The sequence below is a fragment of the Pseudomonas sp. TH41 genome, assembly GCF_016650695.1.
Classification (GTDB): domain Bacteria; phylum Pseudomonadota; class Gammaproteobacteria; order Pseudomonadales; family Pseudomonadaceae; genus Aquipseudomonas.
The window spans coordinates 2,267,697-2,290,480 of the sequence record NZ_JAEKFH010000003.1; the positions used below are offsets into that span (position 1 = coordinate 2,267,697).

Below are 22,784 nucleotides of genomic sequence, written 5' to 3' on the forward strand. Positions count from 1 at the left end.
GCGCATGTCTCACGCCTCGACCGTTTTTTTCAAGACGCTGATGGCATTGGCGGCGCTGGTGCTACTGGCCGGTTGCTCGTCGCTGTCGCCGTATTCTCATGTCACCAAACTCAACCTGAAACTCACGGCCAGCGATCAGCTGAACCCCGACCTCAACGGGCGTCCGTCGCCCATTGTCGTGCGGCTGTTCGAGCTCAAACACCCGGTGGCGTTCGAAAATGCAGACTTCTTCAGCCTCTACGAGCGCGCCAAGGAGTCTCTGGCTCCGGACCTGATAGCCAGCGAAGAAATCGAGCTGCGTCCGGGTGAAACCGTGGAGATGAAGCTCAGCGTGGAAAAGGGTAGCCGCTACGTTGGCGTCCTTGCCGCTTACCGCGATCTGCCGGAAACCCAATGGCGCTACACGGTGCAAATCACGCCGGTGGAAGTCACCGAAGCTGATCTGGCCCTCGATCAGGCCGGCATTCGCAACCGCAACGAAACGCTCGCCAAGGCGGATGACTGATCATGAATTCCCATAAAGTCATTTGGCAGGAAGGCATGTTGCTGCGTCCGCAGCACTTCCAGCACAGCGATCGCTATTACGACCATCAGATGAAGACCCGCACGCAGTTACTGGGCAGTTATACCTGGGGCTTCCTGAACCTGGACATCGACTTGCAGTTCCTCAACATGGGCAAATTGGTGATCAGCCAGGCCTCGGGGGTTCTACCGGACGGCAGCCTGTTCGAACTCGGTGGCAACACTGAGCCGCTGGCGCTCGACGTGCCGCCGAACACCGGTAACACGCCGATCTACCTGACGCTGCCACTGGTCACCGGCAACCACATCGAATCCCGTCGTCCGGAGCAGTCCGATGTGCTGGCCCGCTACACCGCGTATGAAACGGAAGTCGCCGACTCCAACGCCGGCGACGATTCCGCCAGCCAGGTCAGTTGCGCTCGTCCGGACTTCAAGTTGCTGCTCGGTGAGCAGCAGAGTGATCAGGCCTACGTGAAGCTGAAAATCTGCGACGTGCTCGACACCACGCCCGACGGCGTGATCAGCCTCGATCCGGATTTCGTGCCGACCTACATTCAGGCGCATTCCTCCAGCTACTTGCTGTCTTGCCTGAAAGAAGTGATCAGCATGCTAGGCCATCGCGGTGACACCATCGCTGACCGTATCCGTTCCAACGGCAAGGTCGGGGGCGCGGAAGTCGGCGACTTCATGATGCTGCAACTGATCAATCGCACCGAGCTGTTGCTGCGTCACTACCTCGGTCTGGAACAGGTTCATCCGGAAGAGTTGTACCGCACGCTGCTGACCATGCTCGGCGATCTGGCGACGTTCTCCAGTGACAGCAAACGCCCGCGTCTGGACAGCCGTTACCAGCACAGCGACCAGGGTGCGAGCTTCCGCAAACTGATGGAGGCAATTCGTCAGGTGCTGTCGATGGTGCTCGAACAGCATGCCATCGAACTCGCCCTGCAAGCGCGTCAATACGGGATTATCGTCGCGCCGTTGCACGACCACAAACTGCTGGGCTCGGCTTCGTTCGTACTCGCGGCCAGCGCCAGCTGCGACTCCGAAGAGCTGCGACACCGCTTGCCGGCACACCTCAAGGTCGGCCCGGTGGAGCACATCCGCCAACTGGTAAACCTGCATCTACCCGGCATCAAGGTCAAGCCGCTGCCAGTGGCCCCGCGGCAGATCGCGTTCCACTCCAACAAAACCTATTTCATCCTCGAACTCAGTTCCGAAGACCTGACACAACTCGAGCGCTCCGGCGGGTTCGCGTTCCACGTGTCCGGCGAATTTTCCGAGCTTGAATTGAAATTCTGGGCCATCAGGAACTGACCGACATGATCAAGGACATGGAACACCATCAGGACGATAAAACCGTCCTGCTCGACCGTCAGGGCCACGGCCCGGCGCAAAGTCCGCTGACCGACTTCGCCACACCTCCACGTTTTGAACAGCTAGAAGAGCGGATGATCTACGCCGCGCGGTTGCGTCCGGCGGAATCCTTCAACATCAGCCTCAACTCGTTGGTGGCCGCAGGATCCGACCTATTGTCAGAGGTCGTGCGACTCAAGCACAGCAACACGCGTGAAGACATCCACGCGCTCAACAAGCACCTGACCGCCGGGCTGAAGCTGTTTGATGCAAGCGCGATGCAAAATGGCGCCGAAAGCAGTCAGGTGATGGCCGCGCATTACGTGCTCTGCACCGTGGTCGATGAGGCCGTCGTCACCACACCGTGGGGCAACGAAAGCGAGTGGTCGCAGATGAGCCTGCTCAGCAGCTTCCACAATGAAACCTTCGGTGGCGAGAAGTTCTTCCAGCTGTTGGAAAGCCTGTCGAAAAACCCGGTCAAGCACCTGCCGATGCTGGAGCTGATGTACCTGTGCCTGTCCCTCGGTTTCGAAGGCAAGTACCGCGTGCAGGCGCGTGGCATGCTCGAACTCGAAGGCATTCGCGACGCCTTGTATCGCCAGATTCGTCAGCTGCGCGGCGACGTGCCTCGCGAACTGTCGCCGCATTGGGAAGGCTTGAACGATCAGCGCCGCAGCCTGGTGCGCATCGTGCCGGCGTGGATGGTGGTGTTGTTCACCGTGGTCTGCCTGGTGGTGATGTATTCGGGGTTCGCCTGGGTATTGGGCGAGCAGCGTGACACCGTTCTGCAACCATATCAGCCGCTTGATCCGACTGCGGTTCAGCCACAGTCGCAGCCGTAAACAGGGACGTGTGATGAAAAAGCTTTTCAAGAAAGTCGGCGCTTTCCTGCGCCAGACCTGGGTCTGGAGCTTGCTGCTGGTGCTGTTTGTCGCACTGCTGGTGTGGTTCGTCGGGCCGTTGCTGGCAGTGGATGACTACAAATTCTGGGAAGGTTCGACTTCTCGCCTACTGACCATCAGTGTCTTGTTCCTGATCTGGGGCCTGACCATGGTCTTCGTCAGCTGGCGCGTCGGTGTGCGTAAAAAAGCCGTCGAAGACACCGAAAACGGCCAGGCCCGTATCCGCCGTGAAGAGCGCATGGACGAAGAACAGAAAGAGCTTCGCGTGCGCTTCAAGGATGCATTGAAAACCCTGAAGACCTCGAGCCTGTATCGCGGCCGCAGCGAGCGCTGGCGCAGTGATTTGCCGTGGTACCTGCTGATCGGTCCGCAGGGCAGTGGCAAGACCAGCCTGCTGGACTTCTCGGGCCTTGAGTTTCCGATCAACAAGATCGAACGCAAGTTGACCCGCGAAACCCTCGGTACCCGCCATTGCGACTGGTACTTCGCCGACCACGGTGTGCTGATCGACACCGCCGGACGTTACCTGACCCAGCCGGATGCTGAAGTCGATGGCAGCGCCTGGAGCACGTTGCTCGACCTGCTGCGCCAGCGTCGCCGCAACCGTCCGTTGAACGGCGTGTTGGTGACCCTTCCAGTGGAGATGCTGGGCAAACACCAGGATGAACTCGGCGCGCTGGCTGAGCAGATTCGTGCGCGTCTACAAGACGTGCATCAGAAACTGCACGTTGATGCGCCGGTTTATCTGGTGCTGAGTAAGGCGGACAAGCTACTCGGATTCGAGGAGTTCTTCGATCAGTTGAGCCGCGAAGAAAGCGATCAGGTGCTCGGTACCAGCTTCCGCAAAGAGCAGAGCGGCACCGACGTGACTGTGCTGCGCGCCGAGTTCGAAGCGCTGCTGCATCGCCTGAACAGCCAGGTGATCATGCGCATGCACCAGGAGCGCGACACCCAGCGCCGTGGCCGCATCCTCGACTTCCCGCATCAACTGGGGCAGATCGGCGAGCGTCTGTGCCTGTTCGTCGACGCGGCATTCACTGGCAACCGTTATCAGCGTGCAAGCCAGTTGCGCGGTTTCTACCTGACCAGTGCGCCGCACCTGACCCGGGAAATGGACCAGACCACCGCCGGCATCGGCGCCAATCTGGGCCTCAATTCCGGCGTGCTGCCAACCCTGCGCAGTGGTCGTTCACGGTTCATTCACCACGTGCTCAGCCGGGTGATTTTTCCCGAGGCCGATCTGGCCGGTCTGGACAAGCGCGAACGCAACCGCATCCATTGGGGCCAGCGTGCGTTGTATGTCGGTGCATTGGCCGCGTTGGGCTTATTCGGCCTGCTGTGGGCGGGCGGTTTTTCCGCCAACTACGAGCGTCTGGAAAACCTGCGCAACCTGGCCACCACCTGGACCCAGCAGCGATCGGTCCTGACCGCGCGTGATGATCCCATGGCGGTGCTCAAGACCCTCGACACCCGCTATGCGGCGACTCAGGTCTTCCCGAAAAAAGGTGACGTGAGTTACCACGAACGCAGCGGTCTGTATCAGGGCGAGGAGGTCAATCCGGTGGTCAAGGATGCCTACGAGCGTGAGCTTGAAGCACAACTGCTGCCGCGGGTCGCGATGCTGCTGGAAGGGCACATCCGGGCCAACATGAAGGACCGCGAACGCCTGCTCAACAGCCTTCGCGCGTACCTGATGCTGAACATGAAAGATCGCCGCGATGCGCCATGGCTCAAAGATTGGCTCGCCATGGACTGGTCTCTGCGTTACGCCGGCAACACCGCGGTACAGAACGGTTTGAACGCCCACTTTGAGCGTTTGCTGAAGCAGCCGTTTATCCACCCGCTGAACGATCAACTGGTAGCGCAAGCGCGTCAGGTGTTGCGCAGCGAATCGTTGGCCAACGTGGTTTACCGGATGCTGCGCGAGCAGGCCCGCACTCTGCCGGAGTACCGTTTTAGCCAACACTTGGGTCCACAGGGTGCGTTGTTTGTCGGCACCGATTACGTGATCCCGGGCTTCTACACGCGACAGGGTTATCAGCAGTATTTCTCGGTCCAGGGCACAGCGCTGATCACCGACATGCTGCGAGATAACTGGGTGCTAGGCGAAGGCTCGGGCATTAGCGGCATGGATTTGCGTCGCCTGATGGTCGAACTGGAGCAACTGTACTTCCGCGACTACGCCAACTTCTGGAGCGAAGCGGTTGGCCAGGTGGGCCTGCCACCGATCAACGATGCCGGTGAAGGTGCCGAGCAACTGGCGGGCCTGACTTCTGCCCACTCGCCCGTGTTGCACCTGCTGGTGGAAGTGCGCGAAAACACGCGTTTCCCGGTGATCGCGGACAGTGCAGACGCCGCTGCAGACGCTGCCGCTAAACTGGGCGAGAAGGGCGGCAAGCTCGGCAAACTGGCCGCTGCCGCAGCGGACAAAGCATCGGGCATGGCGGCCAATAGGGCAAAGCAGCTGCCCGACACCGCGAAGAAATCTCTGCAACGCCGCTTCGAACCACTCCACCGTTTGCTGGATGACAACAACGGTCCCACCGCTGACCTGACGCCAGCGTTGAATGCGCTCAACGACCTGCAACTGCAGCTGGCGAGCCTGGCACGTGCCAGCGCGCCGGACCAAGCGGCGTTCGAAATGGCCAAAGCCCGCATGAGTGGCCAGCGTGACGCGCTGAGCAACCTGCGTAACGCGTCTAACCGACTACCGCGTCCGGTCAGCGTGTGGTTCAACGTACTGGCCGAGGATTCATGGCGCCTGGTGCTCAGCGATGCCCACCAGTACCTGAACCAGCGCTATCAGAGCGAGCTGTACAGCTTCTATGGCAAAGCGATCAACAAGCGGTATCCATTCAGCGCCCACGGCACCAGTGATGTGGCGATCAGCGACTTCCGGGAGTTTTTCAAGGCCCAAGGGATTGCTGATCGCTTCTTTGATACGTACATGCGTCCGTTCGTCAGTGGCGATCCAGGAAACTACCGTATGCGTAGCATTGACGGTCACCGCTTGCCGATCTCCAAGGCCTACCTCGACCAAATGGCCGCGGCACAAGTGATCCGCCAGAGCTTCTTCTCGATCAACCCGGCCGAGCCGCAAGTGCAATTCAAACTGGAGCCGTACACCCTCGACCCTGCCGTTAGCCGTTCCGAGTTCAAGTTCGGCGACAAGACCATCGAATACCGCCACGGCCCGATCGTGCCGGTGTCGTTCAAATGGCCGGCCGACGCCGAAGATGGCCGTACCAGTCTGGTTCTCGACAAAATCACCGGCCGCCCGATCGGCATCGAGAAGAATACCGGTCCTTGGTCGCTGTTCCGTCTGTTCGACCTGATGCAGATCGAGTACCTGAGCGGTCGTGATGTGCTGGTACTGAAGGCCGACCTAGGTGGCCTGCGCGCCAACTACTTACTGACCAGCCAGCGCATGCCGAACCCGTTCGACATGAGCGTGCTGCGTACCTTCCGTATGCCGGTGCAGCTCTGATGCGGGTTGCCAGTCCCTGGCGCAGTGCTGCGCGTACCGAAACCGGCAAGGTTCGGGCGCGCAACGAAGATGCTTTTCTCGATTGTCCACAGCATGGGCTGTGGGTGGTCGCGGACGGTATGGGCGGTCATCAGGGTGGGGACATCGCCAGCCAGTTGATCGTCGCCAGCCTGGCGGAATTGCCGACGCAAGATGATTTCGACGAGCGACTCAAAAGCCTGCGCCAGTGCCTGCACTGGCTCAACCGTCGTTTGGGTCGGGAGTTGACCATCACGGCCGGGCATCACGACAGCATTATGGGCAGCACCGTCGTGGTGCTACTGCTAGAAGGCAATCGCGCGGCCTGCATCTGGGCCGGCGACAGCCGTTGCTATTTGTGGCGTGGCCAGCGTTTGTATCAGCTGTCCAAAGACCATTCGTTGCAACAGCAACTGATCGACGAGCAACACATGAGCGTCGAGGACGCCCATGCACATCCAGCCGCCCACGCCCTGACCCGAGCGGTTGGGGCGGCGGACCAGCTGACGCTGGAGGTGCTTGAACTCGAGGTTTACCCCGACGATGCGTTTCTGTTGTGCAGCGACGGTTTGTACAACGGGCTAAGTACCGATGCATTGGGCAAGGCCCTGAGCCTGACTGCGCCGCACTTTGCCCTGGAACGTCTGTTCGACGGCGCGTTGCGTGGCTCGGCGCGGGATAACCTGACTGCCGTAGTGATCCGCCAATGACCCCGCCTGTGGCGCCGCTCGACGACCTGATGGTGAGTGAAGAGCACGCCAACAACCTGACTTACTTCGCGTTCGCCAAGTCGCACAAAGCAGGGCCAGCGCTGGTGCCGACAAGGGCCAGCGTCGGTGAAGTGCCCGACGTGCTGGCAGGTCGTTACCGCATCGAGCGCCTGCTCGGTGCCGGCGGCATGGGCGCGGTTTACCGGGCACGGGATCTGCTGAGGGAGCAGTTCGGCGATCCTGACCCTTACATCGCGCTGAAAATCCTCAGCGAAGAATTTGCCGAATCGCCGGACGCCAGTGCGTTGCTCTGCAGCGAGTTCGCCCTGACCCGACGACTGCGCCACGACAACGTGCTGCGTTTGCACAGCTTTGAAGTGGACACCGATTGCCAGCGCGCCTTCATCACCATGGAACTTATGCGTGGGCTGACCCTGGACAAACTGCTCTGCGAACGGCCCTTGGGCCTGCCGTGGAAAGAACTGCGCGACATCGCGCTGCCGCTGCTCGACGCGCTGGCCTACGCCCACCGTCGCGGCGTGCTGCACGGCGACATGAAACCCAGCAACGTGATGCTCAGTGATGAAGGCGTGCGCCTGTTCGACTTTGGCCTCGGCCAGGCCGAAGAGGGCATCCTGCCCGGCCTGCCACACCTGAGTCGCAGCCGCTTCAACGCCTGGACCCCGGGCTACGCCGCGCCGGAATTGCTCGAAGGCCAACCGCTGTCGGCCAGCGCTGACGTCTATGGCGTGGCTTGCGTGCTGTATGAACTGGCGAGCGGTAAGCATCCATTTCGCCGTTTGCCTCCGATCGAGGTGCGCGATGCGCATCTCGACCGCGAGCTCCAAGCACCAAAGAACTTACCGACACACTGCTGGCCAGCCCTGCGAACGGCGCTGGCATTCGATACGGCCAAGCGCACCATCACTGCCGCTCAACTGCGTGACGCGATGGGCGCCACTTCGTCTTGGCTGCAACGTCTGCGACTTCGGACGTAACGGACAACGAATACCTTGTAGCAGCTGGCGAAGCCTGCGTCCGGCTGCGCAGCAGTCGTAAAGTCAGACTATGCGGTGCATCAGACCCACCGGGCACTCAGGGTTTACGACTGCTGCGCAGCCGGACGCAGGCTTCGCCAGCTGCTATGTATGGACTCGCCCCCCACTGTCTACCCGCTTTTGAAAAACCGTCGCCCCGTTGCATCTATGTATCAGGCCTATTCGTGGAAGCCGTCTTCGGCTTCTGGCCAAAATTGGAAAAGCTCGTGGTATGCCGATTACGGTCAGGCCTCGAAGGCCAGTAGCAGCTTAGGCATCAATCCACGCCGGTCTTACCTGGGGTCAATTTCTTCAGCAAAGGGTCGGACAGTTAGTACCTCGGTGACAGAACTCTGTCGCTCAGTGGCTCATTGTCGCTTGCTGGCCATCACCAGCGTGGCGGCGATAAGTCTGATCATTCTGTAAAAGCACCCAGACGATTCGCAGGTTGCGGTTGGCTAGCCTGATCGCAGCCTCCTTACGGCCCAGCCGGCTCATCCAGCGCAACAAGCGGCGGTCATCGGGTTGCTGGGAATCAGGTCGTAGTTGTTGCAGCACCGCATGGGCTCCCTGGATCATCAGGCTGCGTAAATAAACATCGCCTCGCTTGGTCATATCCCCTAGCCGGACCCTCTCCCCGCTGCTGTGCTGGTCAGGCACCATGCCAAAGTACGCGGCAAACTTGCGGGCATTGGGGAATCGCTCAGGCTTGGTTTCCTTGGCCACCAGTGCCGTGGCCGTGACTGGGCCGATGCCGCGCACAGTCATCAGTCGCTTCGCCGTCATGTCGGCGTTGGCGGCCACTTCCAGGCGTCCCGTCAGCACGCTGATGCGCTCGCCCAAATGGCGCCACTCGGCCAACAGTTCGTCGATCAGTTCACGCAGCAGGCCCGGCACCGGCTGGGTAGCATCTTCCAGTACCCGCGGAATTTTCTGGCTGATCGCAACATCGCCCTGCGCCAAGGCCACGCCGTGCTCGAGCAGCAGGCCGCGCATCTGATTACTGACGGCCGTGCGCCGACGCACATAGCCCTGACGGGCGCGATGCAACGCCTGCATTGCCAGCGCCGCGACGCTTTTGACCGGTACTGCGCAGATTTTTTCATCGCGACCAGCCCGCAGAATCGCCAGCGCATCGTTGCGATCATTTTTTGGCCCGCTGCGATGCGTGGCCACCAAACCGGCTGGAAGAATCCGCGCCAGATTGCCTTGTTCTTGCAACTGCCGGGCCCAGGCTTGAGCACCCGGACCGGTCTCCATCAAAACCACGACATGAGGCGGTAACTTGTGGAGAAACTCATAAAACGCCTCGCGCGACTTGATCCGCTGCTCGTAGCGCACCTGGCCGAGGACATCTTCACCGGCAACCTGAAAGACCTGCTTGGCCAGATCGACCGCTAAGGTTGTGCAGGCCGACAAATCGGAAGAAGACAGGGATTGATCAATCGAACTATGATTTTTCATGGACTCGCCCTCGCTGTCGTTGGCTGTTTAGACTGCCACCGTGGCGCATTGACGCCTCGGCTTGGGCGAGTCCATCCAATTACAGGTCCGAGGAGCGTGATACTGAACCAAAGAAAAACCCGATTGTTGGCGACACCAATCGGGTTTTGTTTTTCTGCTTTGAGAATCAGCTGACTCGGATTTTTTGCCTGGCGATTACCGCCACCATTTCCGGTTCATCCAGGTAATCCAACGCTCGGTCCACCAACAGTTGTACCCCGTCCGCCATGCGGCTAAGCGCCAACGCGATGGAGCGGCGTGAGCCATCCACATCGTCGGCGAGGTCGGCGGCGATGGCGCTGATAGACAGTAGATCTTCTGAGGCGTTGGCGAGGAGCGCTTCGATGTTGATGTCCGGGCAGACGCTGAAAAGTTGGCCTTTGCGTTTCGGTGGTGGTGTCTGCTTTGGTGGGACGAAATGGACGTCGAGGGCGCGTTCGGCGGCTTCGTGGAGTTTTTTGGGATCGAAGGATTCGTAGGGGGATGTGGCTTCGTGTTCTGGAGTATTAGGTGTTGGCTTGATCATGGATGTAGCTCCTGGAATTAAGAGACTGACGAATAGCCATAAGCAATTGCGCACCTGGAATCGGACTTGCACGTCCGTGTCACCGTTTTTTGCGGTGACGAACAGAGGTTAACCGCGGATTTGGACGGTGGGTGGCTCGACTTTTCGAAGGAAAAGTCTGAGAAGGTTGAGGGGATTAGGTGCGAAATCGCACTCCGCTTAAACAGCCGCTTGCTTTCGTTCAGTGTACTGGTGCATTCGTGCTTAGGCCTGAGTGGCTACCTAACCTAAATGGCAACAGCATTGGTAGAACATCAATCGCGATCCAGAATTCTCTGAAAATCATTCCGGAACTCCCGTTAAAGGTCCTCAGTCAAAACTTGGTGCGGCATCCTGTGCCCCTGAGAAATGAAAAATGAATAAGACAGAACTCACAGGCAAGCCTTCGGCTGTTGCCCATCGCTCGTGGATAAAAAAACTGGGGCCTGGCCTTATCACGGGCGCGGCGGATGATGATCCAAGCGGTATAGCGACCTATTCGCAAGCTGGTGCGCAATTTGGCTTGAACACACTCTGGACCTTGTTTTTCACCTTCCCCCTGATGGTTGGCATTCAGATCATCAGCGCCAAAATAGGTCGCGTCAGCGGGCACGGGCTCGCGACCAATATCCGCCGTCATTACCCCAGGCCTTTTTTGTTTGTCATCGTCGCGCTGTTGATGCTTGCCAACACCATCAATATTGGCGCGGACATCGCCGCGATGGGCAGCGCCATGAAACTGCTGATCGGTGGCTCCGCACATTTCTATGCGGTCGGCTTTGGCGCGATATCACTGCTGCTGCAAGTGTTCATTCCATACAAACGCTATGTGCGGGTACTTAAATGGCTGACACTCGTATTGCTGGCGTATGTGGGCACTGTGTTTGCGGTGCATATTCCCTGGGGCCAGGTCGCTCGCCAGACCGTATGGCCCCAGCTGTCCTGGAAGCCGGAATACATAACCATGGTGGTGGCCATTTTTGGCACCACCATCAGCCCCTATCTTTTTTTCTGGCAGGCATCGCAGGAAGTTGAAGACATGACCGCCGCCCCCGATGCCCAGCCACTGATTGATGCGCCCGACCAGGCACGAAGCAGCTTTAGTCGTATTCAAGCGGACACGATTGTGGGCATGGGCTTTTCTAACATCATTGCTTTTTTCATCATGTTGACCACGGCCGTCACACTCAATATGCATGGCGTCACAGACATTCAAACGTCCTCCCAGGCGGCCAATGCCTTACGACCGATTGCGGGGGAGTTCGCCTTTTGGTTGTTCAGCGGGGGCATCATTGGCACCGGCATGTTAGCGGTCCCTGTGCTCGCAGGTTCCGCCGCTTACGCAGTGTCCGGCACATTCAAATGGGACAATAGCCTGGCCGCCAAGCCAAAAGCGGACAAGGCGTTTTACGGCATTATCAGCGCGGCAACCTTGTTGGGTGTCGTGATCTGCTTTGCCCCGATTGACCCCATTAAAGCGTTGTTCTGGAGTGCCGTGATCAATTGTGTGATCGCGGTACCTATCATGTTCATCATGATGTTGATGGCGTCGCGCAAAGACATCATGGGCACGTTCGTCATTCACCCTGGGCTGCGAACATTGGGCTGGTGCTGTTCGATCGCAATGGCGCTTGTGGTGATCGCGATGTTCTGGGGCTTTATCGCGGCGTAGGGCATCTTCCCAGCGGTACTCCATTCGCCGATTCAGGAGACCACCATGTTCAGCAAACTCGACCAGCAATGCATCGACACCCTGCGCTTCCTGTCGGTGGACATGGTGCAAAAGGCCGACAGCGGCCACCCCGGCTTGCCGCTCGGCGCCGCACCGATGGCCTATGTGCTGTGGACGCGTTGGCTCACGTTCAACCCGCGCAACCCGCAGTGGCCTGACCGCGACCGTTTCGTGCTCTCCGCCGGGCACGGCTCGGCGCTGCTCTACAGCCTGCTGCACCTCTGCGGCTACGAGCTTGCGCTGGAGGAGATAAAGCGTTTCCGCCAATGGGGCAGCAAGACACCGGGGCATCCCGAGCGCGGGCATACGCCCGGCGTGGAAACCACCACCGGACCGCTTGGCCAGGGCTTGGCCAACGCGGTCGGCATGGCGATGGCCGAGGCGCAACTGGCCGCGCGCTACAACCGTCCTGGTCACACGGCCGTCGACCACCATACCTTCGCACTCGTCAGCGATGGCGATCTGATGGAGGGCGTGGCGAGCGAGGCCGCCTCGCTCGCCGGCCACTTGGGGCTGGGCAAGCTCACCTGCCTGTACGACGACAACTCGGTCACCCTGGCTGCCGGAACCGCCATGACGTTCTCCGAAGACCGCGCGCTGCGCTTCGAAGCCTATGGCTGGCATACGATATCGGTGGCGGATGGCAATGACCTCATGGAGATAAATGCCGCACTGCAGGCGGCGCGGGAACACACTGCGCGGCCGTCGTTAATTCTGGTTCGTACGCACATCGGCTACGGCTCACCCGAGCAGGACTCCTTCAAGGCACACGGCTCACCGCTCGGTGTGGATGACGTGCGCAAGACCAAGGAGAAGCTGGGCTGGCCAACCGAACCGGACTTCCTGATACCCGACGCGGCGTTGGCGCATTTTCGCAAGGCCGTGGAACACGGAGCGCGGAACGAGGCCGCCTGGCGCGTACGCATGGACGCCTACACCAAGGCCTTTCCAGAGCTGTCCCGCGAATTGGAGCAGCGCTTGAACGACGAACTGCCGTCGGGCTGGGATGCAGACATTCCGGTGTTTCCCGCCGATGCCAAGGGGTTGGCCACACGCGACGCCGGCGCCAAGGTGATCAATGCCATTGCGCCCCGGCTGCCGGCACTGAGCGGAGGCTCCGCCGACCTCGACCCCTCGACGAAAACTGCGCTCAAGGGCCTCGGTGACTTTAACCCGACACCCACCACGGGCACGGACCGGCAAGGCTCCGACGTTGGCGGCTGGAGTGGGGCGGGTCGTAACCTGCACTTCGGCGTGCGCGAGCATGCGATGGGCGCCATCGTCAACGGTCTTGCCGCACACGGCGGCTTCATTGCCTACGGTGCGACCTTCTTGATCTTCTCCGATTACATGCGGCCACCGCTACGCCTTGCGGCACTGATGGGCCTGCACGTAGTGCATGTGTTCACCCACGACAGCCTGGCGCTCGGCGAGGATGGTCCTACCCATCAGCCTGTCGAACAACTGGCGAGCCTGCGCGCCATCCCGAACCTGATTTTGATCCGCCCCGCCGACGCGAATGAAACCGCGGTTGCCTGGCAAGTTGCCTTGACCACCCGTGACCGCCCTGTGCTGCTGGTCTTGACCCGGCAAGCGTTGCCAACCCTGGATCGTAACCACTACGCCACGGCAGATGGGTTGCGCCGTGGCGCCTATGTGCTCAGCGACGCGGCGAACAACAAGCCCGAGCTGATCCTGCTCGCCAGTGGCTCGGAAGTCGCTTTGATCCTGGCGGCGGGTGAACGCCTGAAGGGCGAAGGCATCGCCGTGCGCTGTGTCTCGATGCCGAGTTGGGAGTTGTTCGAGGCCCTGCCGCAGGCCGAGCGCGAAGCCGTACTGCCGCCTTCGGTCGGCGCGCGACTGGCGGTCGAGTTGGGGGTGCGGCAAGGCTGGGAGCGCTACATTGGCGCCGGTGGCGACATGCTTGGGGTGGAACGTTTCGGCGCTTCGGCACCGGCCGACGTCTTGCTGCGCGAATACGGTTTCACCATCGACAATGTCTGCGTGCGCGCCAAGGCGCTGCTGGCGCGGTCGTAGGGTGTTTCTCAGCGCTCCATCCAACGCGCCAGCCGCAGCATGCAGGTCTTGTTCGATCTAAACGGTTAGGCGAGTCTGTTTAATTACGCAGATTAGGATCAGTACAACGTAGTTTCCGAGAGGGGTTGCAGCTGATGTTTAATCAATGACTTGGTAGTCATCAGCGTCAAAAACAGCATCATCTTCTTCTAACACTACGCAATGGTGGCGTTCTTGCTTGAAGCCGCTACACTGCGCCGGCCGTTCATTTTTCTCTTGAGGCTGTGCGTATGAAGTTTCGTTTTCTTTTGTGGATGCTCGGTTTGTTGATGGGCAAGGCAAGTCGGACCAACCCTGCGTTTCAGCAGCAGTTGGGTGACAAGGAATTGGTGTTTCAGCTACAGACCCTGAACGGGAAAGTGGCGCGGCATTTCTTTGTGAAGGATCAGCGCATCACCAGCAAGTCTGGCGTCTATGCCGAACCTGCGTTTGCGATTGCCTTTAAAGATGCGGCCTATGGTTTCGCCACGATGCAGGCAAAGAACAAGCAGTTGGCGTTTATGACCGGGATTCAGGACAAGTCGATCCAGATCAAGGGCAACCCGGCGCTGGTAATCTGGTTCCAGGGGTTGACCAAGTATTTGAAGCCGAAGAAGGCCAAGGCTAAGGCTTGAGGTCTGTCAGGTCGCCCGCGGGGATTCTTCGCGAGCACGTTAGCCTCTTCAGTCATCTGATTCAGGAGGCCCCTGGGTGTGGAGAGGCTGGACCCTGTATGTCTTGTAGATCTGCTGGACTTCTGGGTCGTCAAGGCTCTCGTATGTAATGCCTTCCTTGTCCAGACCATCCAGGCCTCGGATGCCGCTGATGGTCGCTGGCCACTCGTCACGACTGGATATATCGACTATGAGCGGTTTCAGGTAGTTATCAAGATACCCCTCGCGAGGCTCTCGGATCTCGTCGCTGAGTGCCCGAAGGTAGTTGTCCTTGTTTGTCTTTGACCAGTCGATGGCGAACTTGGCCCGATAGCAGAGCTCCATGAAGACCAATAGGATCGTGCGTCCGTTGCCGTCCAGGAAGGGGTGTGCGAAAGCTAGCTGGCCCATCACCCTGCCAGGGTGGTCTCTGAAAGACTTTTTGTCCGCCGCCAACTTAAGCGCATAGTCGACAGACATCTTGATGGGGTTCGGGTGCTCGAAAACGGTGTTCCGGGGATCGTCGCGTGAGCCCTTGAACACTGCCAGATGAGGTACAAGCTCGTTCCGATCTTTCCCTGCCCAGTGGTATAAGCCGGAGAACAGGATTTCATGGACTTTGAGGCACTGCCTTGTAGTCGATTGGCTTTTTTACAGCCAAATAGGCAAGAGCATCCTCGATGCTCAATTCGAACGAAAGATGCTCTGACTCTTTTACTTCAGTGGGGTCTTTCAGTTGCAGCGAATTTTGTAGATAACCCGCAGTTTCGAAGTCGCCGAACGGATCAAAAGTCATGCGCTGCGTTTCTTTGAACGCCTTTCCTGAAGGTAACGTCCTTGGAGCGTCAGGATCTCAGACTTGCTCAGAACGCCTTTTTTCTTGAGATTGACGAGCAACTGCTCGACGCCATCCAGCTCGACGTCATCGCCAGCCAAACGGGTGATGCTCACGGCCATACGGCTCATGCCGTCAGGGTCAGCAGTGACTTTGTGGTCCCTGGCAAGCTTGCGGACCTGACTTGCAACACTGACAGCCGCTGTTTGGGTCATCGGGAAGCCCTCTATTTACAGTCAAATCATAGCAGCGCGCTTGCTTTCCGTCTTCGCTGGCTCATCGAGGGAAAGAGCATGACATTTGTACCGGCAAGGCTGGGGTGTATGCCGATGCCGAGCCTGCGTTTGCGATTGCCTTTTAAGATGGGCCTAGGGTTTCGCCACGGGGATTCAGGACCAGTCGATTCAGATCAAGGGTAACCCGGCGCTGGTGATCTGGTTTCAGGGGTAGACCGAGTTGGATTCTTCGCGAGCGGGCTCGCTCCCACAGGGTTTAGGTGATCTGTGTGGGAGCGAGCCGGCTCCGGGCGGCGATCCGACGAATGCTTTTAGGCCGGGGTAAATTGCGAGGCGAGCTCGCGCAGCAGCACTTCAGCTTCGAGGACTTTGCTGACTACGTCGTTGGCTTTTTCGCGCGTCAAACCAACACGCTCCAGCAACGCATCCGGGATGTCTTCATCCGGGCCAGAGCCGATGCCACGGCTACGCAGCAGGCGCACGGACAGGCAGACAAGGTTCGGGTACTCGGCGTACGCGCCGTCGTAGCTTGGGTCGTGCTGGAAGCGCAGCGCGGTGGCCAGTTCGTCCGGCATGTCCCAGTAGCGCATCAGCCATGCGCCGATCTGTTCGCGGCTGATGCCCAGCAGGTGTTGCTCGACGTAGCTGTGGCACAGGTGCGGGTTGACCTCCAGGTGGCGGCAGATCAGCGAGAAGTGCGGCGGAAACACGTGGGCCAGCAGCAAGTAGCCGAAGTTGTGCAGCAGGCCGGCGAGGTAGGTCAGGCCGGCTTCCGGGCGCTGGGCGCGCGGCATGGCGCGGGTCAGGCCTTCGATGACGGCGGCGGTGTAGATCGATTGCTGCCAGTACGGGGTGGTGTGTTGCGGGTGGTCTTTGGGCAGGCTCAGGGTTTTACCCAGGGCCAGGCCCAGCGCGAGGTTGATCACCAGGTCGAAACCGAGCACGCGCACGATGGCGTCTTCAACTGAACGGATCTTGCCCGGCGAGGCGTAGTACGGCGACGCAGCCCAGCTCACGACTTGTGCCGCCAGGGCCGGGTCGGTTTCGACGACGCCGGTAATGTCGTCAATGGTGGCGTTGGGGTCGACGCGCAGTTTGATGATTTTCTGTGCGGTCTCGGCCAGCGGTGGAATTTCGATGGTTGCTTCCAGGCGTTGCTGGATGCGTCGCGCGGTGAACGCTTGAACGGCCTGGGTGATTTCCTGGCGGTCATCGTCGGGGCGGTCGAGGTTCGGGCGGATGCTGGTCAGGGCTTCGCCGAAGTTGGCGGCGCTGGCCTTGGTCAGCATGGTTTTAAAGGCTTCGCTGGTGATTTCCAGCAGCACACCCGGCTCGCCCGAGTTGATCAGCAACTTCGGTTCGCGCAGCAGGCTTTCTTCGTACAGGCACGGTGAAGTGGTCAGCGCCGGCAGGCCGGGCAGCAGACTCAGGTTGTGTTTGCCGAGCATTTTCACCAGGCGCTCGGTGGACACTGCGGTGAGGCGGCGGCCGGTGAGTTCAGCGAGACGGTTGAGGTCCAGCAACTGACTCTGTGGGAACAGCACCATCAGTGCGCCAACAGCGTCATCGACCAGAACCGCCTGGACCTTGCGCGAGGCATTCAGGCCGTGGTGGTCGAGGACTTCTTCATAGGCGATGCCTAGTTTGCCCAGCAACAGCCGAATAACCGACGGAGCGTGCGGGGGGGCGGGTGCGTAGGCAACTTCGGTCATGGTCTGTATCCGTTCGAAAACAATTGCAGGAGTATAACCAGCTTGTTTAAAGCCAGGGCCCGGAAACTGAGACGGTGCTCACACTTGGCCGTATTGCTGTCCATGGCGCAACCAACGGTCGAGCAACGGGCTGACGTGATCCGGCCAGCGTTCCAGCAGCGCCTGAGCGGCGTCGCGCACGGCGGGTAACAGGTCGGCGTCGCGCATCAGGTCGGCGACCTTGAATTGCAGCAGACCGGTCTGGCGCGTGCCGAGCATTTCGCCGGGGCCGCGCAATTCGAGGTCTTTTTCAGCGATGACAAAGCCGTCGTTGGTTTCGCGCATGATGCCCAGCCGCTGACGCCCGATCTGTGACAGCGGCGGATGGTAAAGCAGCACGCAATGGCTGGCGGCGCTGCCTCGACCGACTCGGCCGCGTAACTGGTGCAGTTGCGCGAGGCCGAGGCGCTCGGGGTTTTCGATGATCATCAGGCTGGCATTCGGCACGTCGACGCCGACTTCAATCACCGTGGTGGCGACCAGCAGCTGCAAGTTGCCCGCCTTGAATTCTGCCATCACGGCGGCTTTCTCGACGGGCTTCATGCGGCCGTGGATCAAGCCGACCTTCAGCTCGCCGAGGGCGGCGGTGAGGTCTTCGTAGGTGGTTTCGGCCGCTTGGCAGGTCAGCTCTTCCGACTCTTCGATCAGCGTGCACACCCAATAGGCCTGGCGCCCTTCTGCACAGGCACCGCGCACGCGTTCGATGACTTCGACGCGCCGGGTATCGGTGATCAATACCGTGTTCACCGGGGTTCGGCCGGGTGGCAATTCGTCGAGGATCGAGGTGTCGAGGTCGGCGTAGGCGCTCATGGCCAGCGTCCGTGGGATTGGCGTGGCCGTCATGATCAGTTGATGCGGACACATCCGCCCGCCGACGCCTTTCTGCCGCAGCGCCAGCCGCTGTTGCACGCCGAAGCGGTGTTGTTCGTCGATGATCGCCAGCGCCAGGTTCTTGAACTGCACTTCGTCCTGGAACAGCGCGTGAGTGCCGACCACCATGGGTGTACCACTGGCGATCTGTTCCAGCGCCGCAACGCGGTTCTTGCCCTTGAGCTTGCCGGCCAGCCACGCGACTTCGATGCCCAGCGGTTCGAGCCAGCGCTTGAAGGTGATGAAGTGCTGTTCGGCGAGAATCTCGGTGGGTGCCATTAGCGCCACCTGATAACCCGCTTCCAAAGCCTGGAGCGCGGCGAGGGCAGCGACCACGGTTTTACCCGCGCCGACATCGCCCTGAATCAGTCGTAGCATGGGTTCGTGCTGACTGAGGTCGTATGAGATTTCGTTGCCGACTCGTTGCTGCGCGCCGGTCGGCGTAAAGCCCAGATTGGCCAGGTACCTGGCCGGCAGTTGGGTGGCCTTGGGCATCGCCGGCGCGCGCAGGGAGCGCATGCTTTCGCGCAGGCGCTGCTGGGACAGTTGATGGGTCAGCAGTTCTTCGAAGGCCAAACGGTGCTGCGCCCAGTGATGACCGAGGGCCAGCTCGTCGACATCGGCATCGGCAGGCGGGTGATGCAGGTAGCGGATTGCATCGGCCAGCGGCGCCAGTTGATAGTCCCGCGCCAGTTCGGTCGGCAACCAGTCGGGCAGACTTTTGGGGCCGAGCAGCGTCAGGGTTTGCATGCACAGTTGGCGCAAGCGCTGTTGGGTCAGGCCTTCGGTGAGCGGATAAACCGGGGTCAGGGTTTCATCCACCGGCGGCGGCTCGTCACCGGTAATGGCGCGGTATTCCGGGTGGTAGATTTCCAGCCCCGACGCACCGGGCCGAGCTTCGCCGTAGCAGCGAATCCGCGTGCCGCGTTTGAGGCCTTCTTTTTGCGCGTTGCTGAAATGGTAGAAGCGCAGACTCAGCCCGCCGGTGCCGTCTTGAAGGCGAACCACGAGGCTGCGGCGACGGCCCATGACCACGTCGGCGCCGCTGACGGTGCCTTCGATCACGGCGTCTTGCCCAGGTCGCAAGTGGCCGATCGGGACCACGCGAGTTCGGTCTTGATAACGCAACGGCAGGTGGAACAGCACATCCTGGAGATTCTCCAGGCCGACTTTGGCCAATTTCTCGGCCATGGCCTCGCCGACACCCTTGAGCGCCGTCACCGACACTTGCGACAACTCGGTCATGGCAGCAACTTAAGCCGCAACCACCGGCACCGGCGGCTTGGCCACCGAGCACAGGCGAATGGAGTCAGCGAGAATCTCAATCGCTTTCGGTCGCGGGAAGCTCGCACGCCAGGCGATCGCCACGGTGCGGAACGGCACTGGCGGCGTCAGTGGACGCACTTCGAGGACGCCAGGGGCGTAGTGATGGCTGTCCACCGCCGACAGCGGCAGGATCGAAATGCCCAGGCCGGACGCGACCATGTGACGGATGGTTTCCAGGGAGCTGGATTCCACGGTGGTGTGCTTGGCGCCGTCGTTGCCTTTGGCCAGGGTCGGGCAAGCTTCCAGCACTTGATCGCGGAAGCAATGGCCTTCGCCGAGCAGCAGCAGGCTCTTGTCGTTGAGCAGGGCTGCGTCGATGGATTGTTTTTGCGTCCACGGGTGCTGGGCCGGCATCAGGACGTAGAACGGCTCGTCATAGAGTGGCAGGGTCAGCACATCGGCTTCGTTGAACGGCAGGGCGATGATGATCGCGTCCAGTTCGCCGTTGCGCAGTTTGTCGCGCAGGACGTGGGTGAAGTTTTCTTCGATGTACAACGGCATCTGCGGGGCGACCCGGTGCAGTTGTGGAATCAGGTGCGGGAACAGGTACGGGCCGACGGTGTAGATCGCGCCGACTTTCAGCGGGGCGGTCAGCTGGTTCTTGCCGGCCTGGGCCAGTTCGCGGATGCCTTGGGCCTGTTCCAGGACTTTCTGCGCCTGGGCCACGATGCCTTCGCCGACCGGGGTCAGGCGCACGGCGCTTTTGCTGCGCTCGAAAATCAGCACACCGAGTTCGTCTTCAAGCTTTTTCACGCCCACCGACAGAGTCGGCTGGCTGACGTGGCAACGCTCGGCCGCGTGGCCGAAGTGCTGCTCTTGGGCGAGAGTAACGATGTAGCGTAATTCTGTAAGAGTCATAGCAAGCGTCCATGAAGTTGCGGGCCAAGCATACCGGCTGCAATCGATAGACGCACGTTATCAGACTGAGTGCGTGTAGGAGCGAGCTTGCTCGCGAAAAACCTGAGACCATCGCGGGGTGTCAGGCTTCAAGCGTTATCGTTCACCCTCTTCGCGAGCAAGCTCGCTCCTACAGGGGGGCAGCGGTGGTTTACCGCCGACGTTCCAGCGAATAAACAAACGGTGCAACGATTTCGATGGAGCCGTTGTTCAGCATGTTGGCCGGTGGCTTGGGCAGCGGTTGGGCGCGGCGGATCATTTCCAGGGTGGCCCGGTCCAGATCGGCGTTGCCGGAGAGGCCCACCAGTTCGAACGACAACACGTTACCTTCGCCATCCACCACGAAGCGCAGACGGTTCAACCCTTCCTTGCCCCGGGCCTGTGCGCTGGCCGGGTACTTTTTGTACTTGGCCAGGTGAGCGAGCAGGGTGCCTTGCCAGTTGGCGTTGGCAGCCTGCTGCGCTGGCGACGGCCCTGGTGCCGGTTGAGCGGTTTTTTCCGTGGGTGCCTGAGTCGGTGGCGTGTCGCTCGGTTTTTCCTCGGGCGGCTTTTCCTTCGGCGGTTCCGGTTTTTTCTCCACCGGCTTGGGCGGTTGAGGCTTCGGCTTGGGTTTGACCGGCTTTGGCACGGCAATCTCGGCCTTCGGTGCTTCAGCCAGTTTCGGAATGGGCAGTTCTTCCACCGGGGCGGGTGGCTGTGGCGGCGTTATCACCTTCGGCGGGGCCGGTGGTGGCGGGGCCGGAGCGGGCGCCAACTCGACCATCATCGCCTGCGGTGGCAGCTCGATGGGTGGGCGCGCTGTCCAGTTCAGCGCCAGCGCAATGGCCAGCGCGTGGACACCCAGCACCACGGCCAGACTCCCGCTATAACGCGTCAGCTTTTGGCGCGTCGTGATCATTTCTTGACTGCCGTCTCGAGTCCGACCAGACCTACCTTCAGGTAACCGGCGGCGCGCAAGTTGTCCATCACGCTCATCAGGTCGCCGTAGTCCACGCCTTTATCGGCCTGGAAAAAGATCGTCGTGTCTTTCTTGCCCTGGGTTTTGGCGTCGAGTGTGGCGCCGAGTGCTTCGGCTTTCACTTCGTCTTCGCCGAGGAACAGGCGTTGGTCAGCTTTGACGCTGAGGAACACCGGCTTCTCTGGCCGTGGTGCCGGTTTGGCACTGGAGGCGGGCAGGTCGACCTTGATGTCCACAGTGGCCAGCGGGGCCGCCACCATGAAGATGATCAACAGCACCAGCATCACGTCGATGAACGGCGTGACGTTGATTTCGTGGTTCTCGGCCAGATCGTCGTCTGCGCCTTCTTTCAAATGCAGGCCCATGGCCGATTACCCCACTTTCACCATGTGCGGTTGCGAGATGCGCTCGGGCGGCGTGTGGTCGAGGTCACGGCTGACCAGCAACAGGACTTGCGCCGAAGCGTCGGACACCTGCGCCTTGTAGCCGGCGATGGAGCGGGCGAAGACGTTGTAGATCACCACGGCTGGAATTGCGGCAACCAGACCCAGCGCGGTGGCCAGCAGGGCTTCGGCGATGCCGGGTGCCACGACGGCAAGGTTGGTGGTCTGGGTTTTGGCGATGCCGATGAAGCTGTTCATGATGCCCCACACGGTGCCGAACAGACCTACGAACGGCGCGGTGGAGCCGATAGTGGCGAGCACCCCGGTGCCGCTGCTCATGTTGCGACCGCAGGCTGCCACCAGGCGTTCAAGGCGGAAGCTGACGCGTTCCTTGATGCCTTCTTTTTCGCGGCTATTGGTCGACAGGCGCATTTCTTCCAGCGCATCGTGCACCAGCAGGTTGGCGAGGGTGCCAGCCTTGGCGGCCGAAGCGCTGGCTTCTTTAAGGGTGGTGGCTTTTTTCAGGTGGGCGATTTCGCTGCGCAGACGACGCTTGGCGCCCATCAACTCGAAGCCCTTGGCGATCCAGATGGTCCAGGTGATGATTGAGGCGATGGCCAGACCGATCATCACGATTTTCACGATGATGTCGGCGTTCTGGTACATGCCCCACGGCGACAGGTCATTGGCCATGCCCAAGGTGTTGTCGGCTTCGAGGACTTCAGGAACCTCTTCGGCGTTGGCGTCGACAGCCTGGGCCGGGTCGGTTGCGACCGGAGCCTCGGCGGGTGCGGCGTGATTGGCGGGTGCTGGCGCGGCGGCGGTCGCCGTAGCGGCTGGCGCTTGTGCGTCGGCGAAAGCGGCGATCGGCGCCAGCATGAGGCTGATCAGCAGGGCGGCCACTGCGCTCCAGGCGCGAGGTCGTTTGGTTGGCGAAGCGGGGAATTGATTGCGTGTCATGCTGGCCGGACCTGAGAGAAAAAGACGGTTGACGTTCTTCCAGGCCTCG

18 protein-coding genes and 2 pseudogenes are annotated in these 22,784 nt (G+C 60.5%); 10 read left to right on the forward strand and 10 right to left on the reverse strand.

Annotated features, from left to right (window positions below):
- The first annotated feature begins 4 nt into the window (after positions 1–4).
- The 6 genes from tssJ to JFU37_RS12985 are packed head-to-tail and all read left to right on the forward strand — an operon-like array spanning position 5 to position 7,993.
- Complete coding sequence (gene tssJ / locus JFU37_RS12960) at positions 5–505, forward strand: type VI secretion system lipoprotein TssJ (protein WP_201115661.1); 501 nt, start codon at positions 5–7, stop codon at positions 503–505.
- A gap of 2 nt (positions 506–507) precedes the next feature.
- Positions 508–1,839 carry a type VI secretion system baseplate subunit TssK gene (gene tssK / locus JFU37_RS12965; protein ID WP_201115662.1) on the forward strand — a complete coding sequence of 444 codons (1,332 nt, stop codon included), beginning with the start codon at positions 508–510 and terminating at the stop codon, positions 1,837–1,839.
- Positions 1,840–1,844: 5 nt separating this feature from the next.
- A complete protein-coding gene (icmH, locus tag JFU37_RS12970) occupies positions 1,845–2,720 on the forward strand; it encodes a type IVB secretion system protein IcmH/DotU (RefSeq protein ID WP_201115663.1) in 876 nt (291 codons plus the stop codon).
- A gap of 13 nt (positions 2,721–2,733) precedes the next feature.
- Entirely contained in the window at positions 2,734–6,267 is a 3,534-nt protein-coding gene (tssM, locus tag JFU37_RS12975) for a type VI secretion system membrane subunit TssM (protein WP_201115664.1), read from the forward strand.
- Positions 6,267–6,995 carry a PP2C family protein-serine/threonine phosphatase gene (locus tag JFU37_RS12980; protein WP_201115665.1) on the forward strand — a complete coding sequence of 243 codons (729 nt, stop codon included), beginning with the start codon at positions 6,267–6,269 and terminating at the stop codon, positions 6,993–6,995. The genes tssM and JFU37_RS12980 overlap by 1 nt, the downstream gene beginning before the upstream one ends.
- Positions 6,992–7,993, forward strand: a complete 1,002-nt coding sequence (locus tag JFU37_RS12985) for a serine/threonine-protein kinase (RefSeq protein WP_201115666.1) — start codon at positions 6,992–6,994, stop codon at positions 7,991–7,993. Before JFU37_RS12980 ends, JFU37_RS12985 begins: the two co-directional genes overlap by 4 nt.
- Before the next feature lie 399 nt (positions 7,994–8,392).
- Here JFU37_RS12985 and JFU37_RS12990 read toward each other — a convergent pair whose 3' ends face one another.
- Complete coding sequence (locus tag JFU37_RS12990; RefSeq protein ID WP_201116485.1) at positions 8,393–9,451, reverse strand: IS110 family transposase; 1,059 nt, start codon at positions 9,449–9,451, stop codon at positions 8,393–8,395.
- 211 nt (positions 9,452–9,662) lie between these two features.
- Positions 9,663–10,061: a DUF6124 family protein gene (locus JFU37_RS12995; RefSeq protein WP_201115667.1), complete on the reverse strand. Its 399-nt coding sequence runs from the start codon at positions 10,059–10,061 to the stop codon at positions 9,663–9,665.
- Positions 10,062–10,455: 394 nt separating this feature from the next.
- Between JFU37_RS12995 and JFU37_RS13000 the strand changes: the two genes are divergently transcribed.
- The 3 genes from JFU37_RS13000 (at position 10,456) to JFU37_RS13010 (ending at position 14,501) form a co-directional block, all read left to right on the forward strand.
- The gene (locus JFU37_RS13000; protein WP_201115668.1) at positions 10,456–11,751 is read left to right on the forward strand and encodes an NRAMP family divalent metal transporter; all 1,296 of its coding nucleotides are present in this window, start codon (positions 10,456–10,458) and stop codon (positions 11,749–11,751) included.
- Positions 11,752–11,796: 45 nt separating this feature from the next.
- Complete coding sequence (tkt, locus tag JFU37_RS13005; protein WP_201115669.1) at positions 11,797–13,848, forward strand: transketolase; 2,052 nt, start codon at positions 11,797–11,799, stop codon at positions 13,846–13,848.
- Positions 13,849–14,117: 269 nt separating this feature from the next.
- Positions 14,118–14,501: a helicase gene (locus JFU37_RS13010; protein ID WP_201115670.1), complete on the forward strand. Its 384-nt coding sequence runs from the start codon at positions 14,118–14,120 to the stop codon at positions 14,499–14,501.
- Positions 14,502–14,549: 48 nt separating this feature from the next.
- Here the strand turns inward: JFU37_RS13010 and JFU37_RS13015 are convergent.
- Together JFU37_RS13015 and JFU37_RS13020 are read right to left on the reverse strand one after the other, a co-directional pair.
- Positions 14,550–15,315: pseudogene (locus JFU37_RS13015) on the reverse strand (Fic/DOC family protein).
- Positions 15,312–15,569 carry a hypothetical protein gene (locus JFU37_RS13020; protein WP_201115671.1) on the reverse strand — a complete coding sequence of 86 codons (258 nt, stop codon included), beginning with the start codon at positions 15,567–15,569 and terminating at the stop codon, positions 15,312–15,314. Before JFU37_RS13020 ends, JFU37_RS13015 begins: the two are co-directional and overlap by 4 nt.
- A gap of 160 nt (positions 15,570–15,729) precedes the next feature.
- Between JFU37_RS13020 and JFU37_RS31280 the strand changes: the two are divergent.
- Positions 15,730–15,804: pseudogene (locus tag JFU37_RS31280) on the forward strand (helicase); the annotation flags it as partial.
- Positions 15,805–15,901: 97 nt separating this feature from the next.
- Here the strand turns inward: JFU37_RS31280 and JFU37_RS13030 are convergent.
- The 6 genes from JFU37_RS13030 to exbB all read right to left on the reverse strand — a co-directional run bounded on the left by JFU37_RS13030 (position 15,902) and on the right by exbB (position 22,735).
- Positions 15,902–17,302: an aminoacyl-tRNA deacylase and HDOD domain-containing protein gene (locus tag JFU37_RS13030; RefSeq protein WP_201115672.1), complete on the reverse strand. Its 1,401-nt coding sequence runs from the start codon at positions 17,300–17,302 to the stop codon at positions 15,902–15,904.
- Between the two features lie 78 nt (positions 17,303–17,380).
- On the reverse strand, positions 17,381–19,456 hold the full coding sequence (recG, locus tag JFU37_RS13035; protein WP_201115673.1) for an ATP-dependent DNA helicase RecG: 2,076 nt from the start codon (positions 19,454–19,456) through the stop codon (positions 17,381–17,383).
- Between the two features lie 9 nt (positions 19,457–19,465).
- Positions 19,466–20,395, reverse strand: a complete 930-nt coding sequence (locus tag JFU37_RS13040) for a hydrogen peroxide-inducible genes activator (protein WP_201115674.1) — start codon at positions 20,393–20,395, stop codon at positions 19,466–19,468.
- Positions 20,396–20,585: 190 nt separating this feature from the next.
- On the reverse strand, positions 20,586–21,332 hold the full coding sequence (locus tag JFU37_RS13045) for an energy transducer TonB family protein (RefSeq protein ID WP_201115675.1): 747 nt from the start codon (positions 21,330–21,332) through the stop codon (positions 20,586–20,588).
- The gene (gene exbD, locus JFU37_RS13050) at positions 21,329–21,757 is read right to left on the reverse strand and encodes a TonB system transport protein ExbD (protein WP_008030611.1); all 429 of its coding nucleotides are present in this window, start codon (positions 21,755–21,757) and stop codon (positions 21,329–21,331) included. Before exbD ends, JFU37_RS13045 begins: the two co-directional genes overlap by 4 nt.
- Before the next feature lie 6 nt (positions 21,758–21,763).
- Positions 21,764–22,735: a tonB-system energizer ExbB gene (gene exbB / locus JFU37_RS13055; RefSeq protein WP_201115676.1), complete on the reverse strand. Its 972-nt coding sequence runs from the start codon at positions 22,733–22,735 to the stop codon at positions 21,764–21,766.
- Positions 22,736–22,784: the final 49 nt, after the last annotated feature.

Coding starts and splice junctions, on each gene's coding strand:
- tssJ (WP_201115661.1), top strand. CDS start 5: ATGTCTCACGCCTCGACCGTTTTTTTCAAGACGCTGATGGCATTGGCG.
- tssK (WP_201115662.1), top strand. CDS start 508: ATGAATTCCCATAAAGTCATTTGGCAGGAAGGCATGTTGCTGCGTCCG.
- icmH (WP_201115663.1), top strand. CDS start 1,845: ATGATCAAGGACATGGAACACCATCAGGACGATAAAACCGTCCTGCTC.
- tssM (WP_201115664.1), top strand. CDS start 2,734: ATGAAAAAGCTTTTCAAGAAAGTCGGCGCTTTCCTGCGCCAGACCTGG.
- JFU37_RS12980 (WP_201115665.1), top strand. CDS start 6,267: ATGCGGGTTGCCAGTCCCTGGCGCAGTGCTGCGCGTACCGAAACCGGC.
- JFU37_RS12985 (WP_201115666.1), top strand. CDS start 6,992: ATGACCCCGCCTGTGGCGCCGCTCGACGACCTGATGGTGAGTGAAGAG.
- JFU37_RS12995 (WP_201115667.1), bottom strand. CDS start 10,061: ATGATCAAGCCAACACCTAATACTCCAGAACACGAAGCCACATCCCCC.
- JFU37_RS13000 (WP_201115668.1), top strand. CDS start 10,456: ATGAATAAGACAGAACTCACAGGCAAGCCTTCGGCTGTTGCCCATCGC.
- tkt (WP_201115669.1), top strand. CDS start 11,797: ATGTTCAGCAAACTCGACCAGCAATGCATCGACACCCTGCGCTTCCTG.
- JFU37_RS13010 (WP_201115670.1), top strand. CDS start 14,118: ATGAAGTTTCGTTTTCTTTTGTGGATGCTCGGTTTGTTGATGGGCAAG.
- JFU37_RS13020 (WP_201115671.1), bottom strand. CDS start 15,569: ATGACCCAAACAGCGGCTGTCAGTGTTGCAAGTCAGGTCCGCAAGCTT.
- JFU37_RS13030 (WP_201115672.1), bottom strand. CDS start 17,302: ATGACCGAAGTTGCCTACGCACCCGCCCCCCCGCACGCTCCGTCGGTT.
- recG (WP_201115673.1), bottom strand. CDS start 19,456: ATGACCGAGTTGTCGCAAGTGTCGGTGACGGCGCTCAAGGGTGTCGGC.
- JFU37_RS13040 (WP_201115674.1), bottom strand. CDS start 20,395: ATGACTCTTACAGAATTACGCTACATCGTTACTCTCGCCCAAGAGCAG.
- JFU37_RS13045 (WP_201115675.1), bottom strand. CDS start 21,332: ATGATCACGACGCGCCAAAAGCTGACGCGTTATAGCGGGAGTCTGGCC.
- exbD (WP_008030611.1), bottom strand. CDS start 21,757: ATGGGCCTGCATTTGAAAGAAGGCGCAGACGACGATCTGGCCGAGAAC.
- exbB (WP_201115676.1), bottom strand. CDS start 22,735: ATGACACGCAATCAATTCCCCGCTTCGCCAACCAAACGACCTCGCGCC.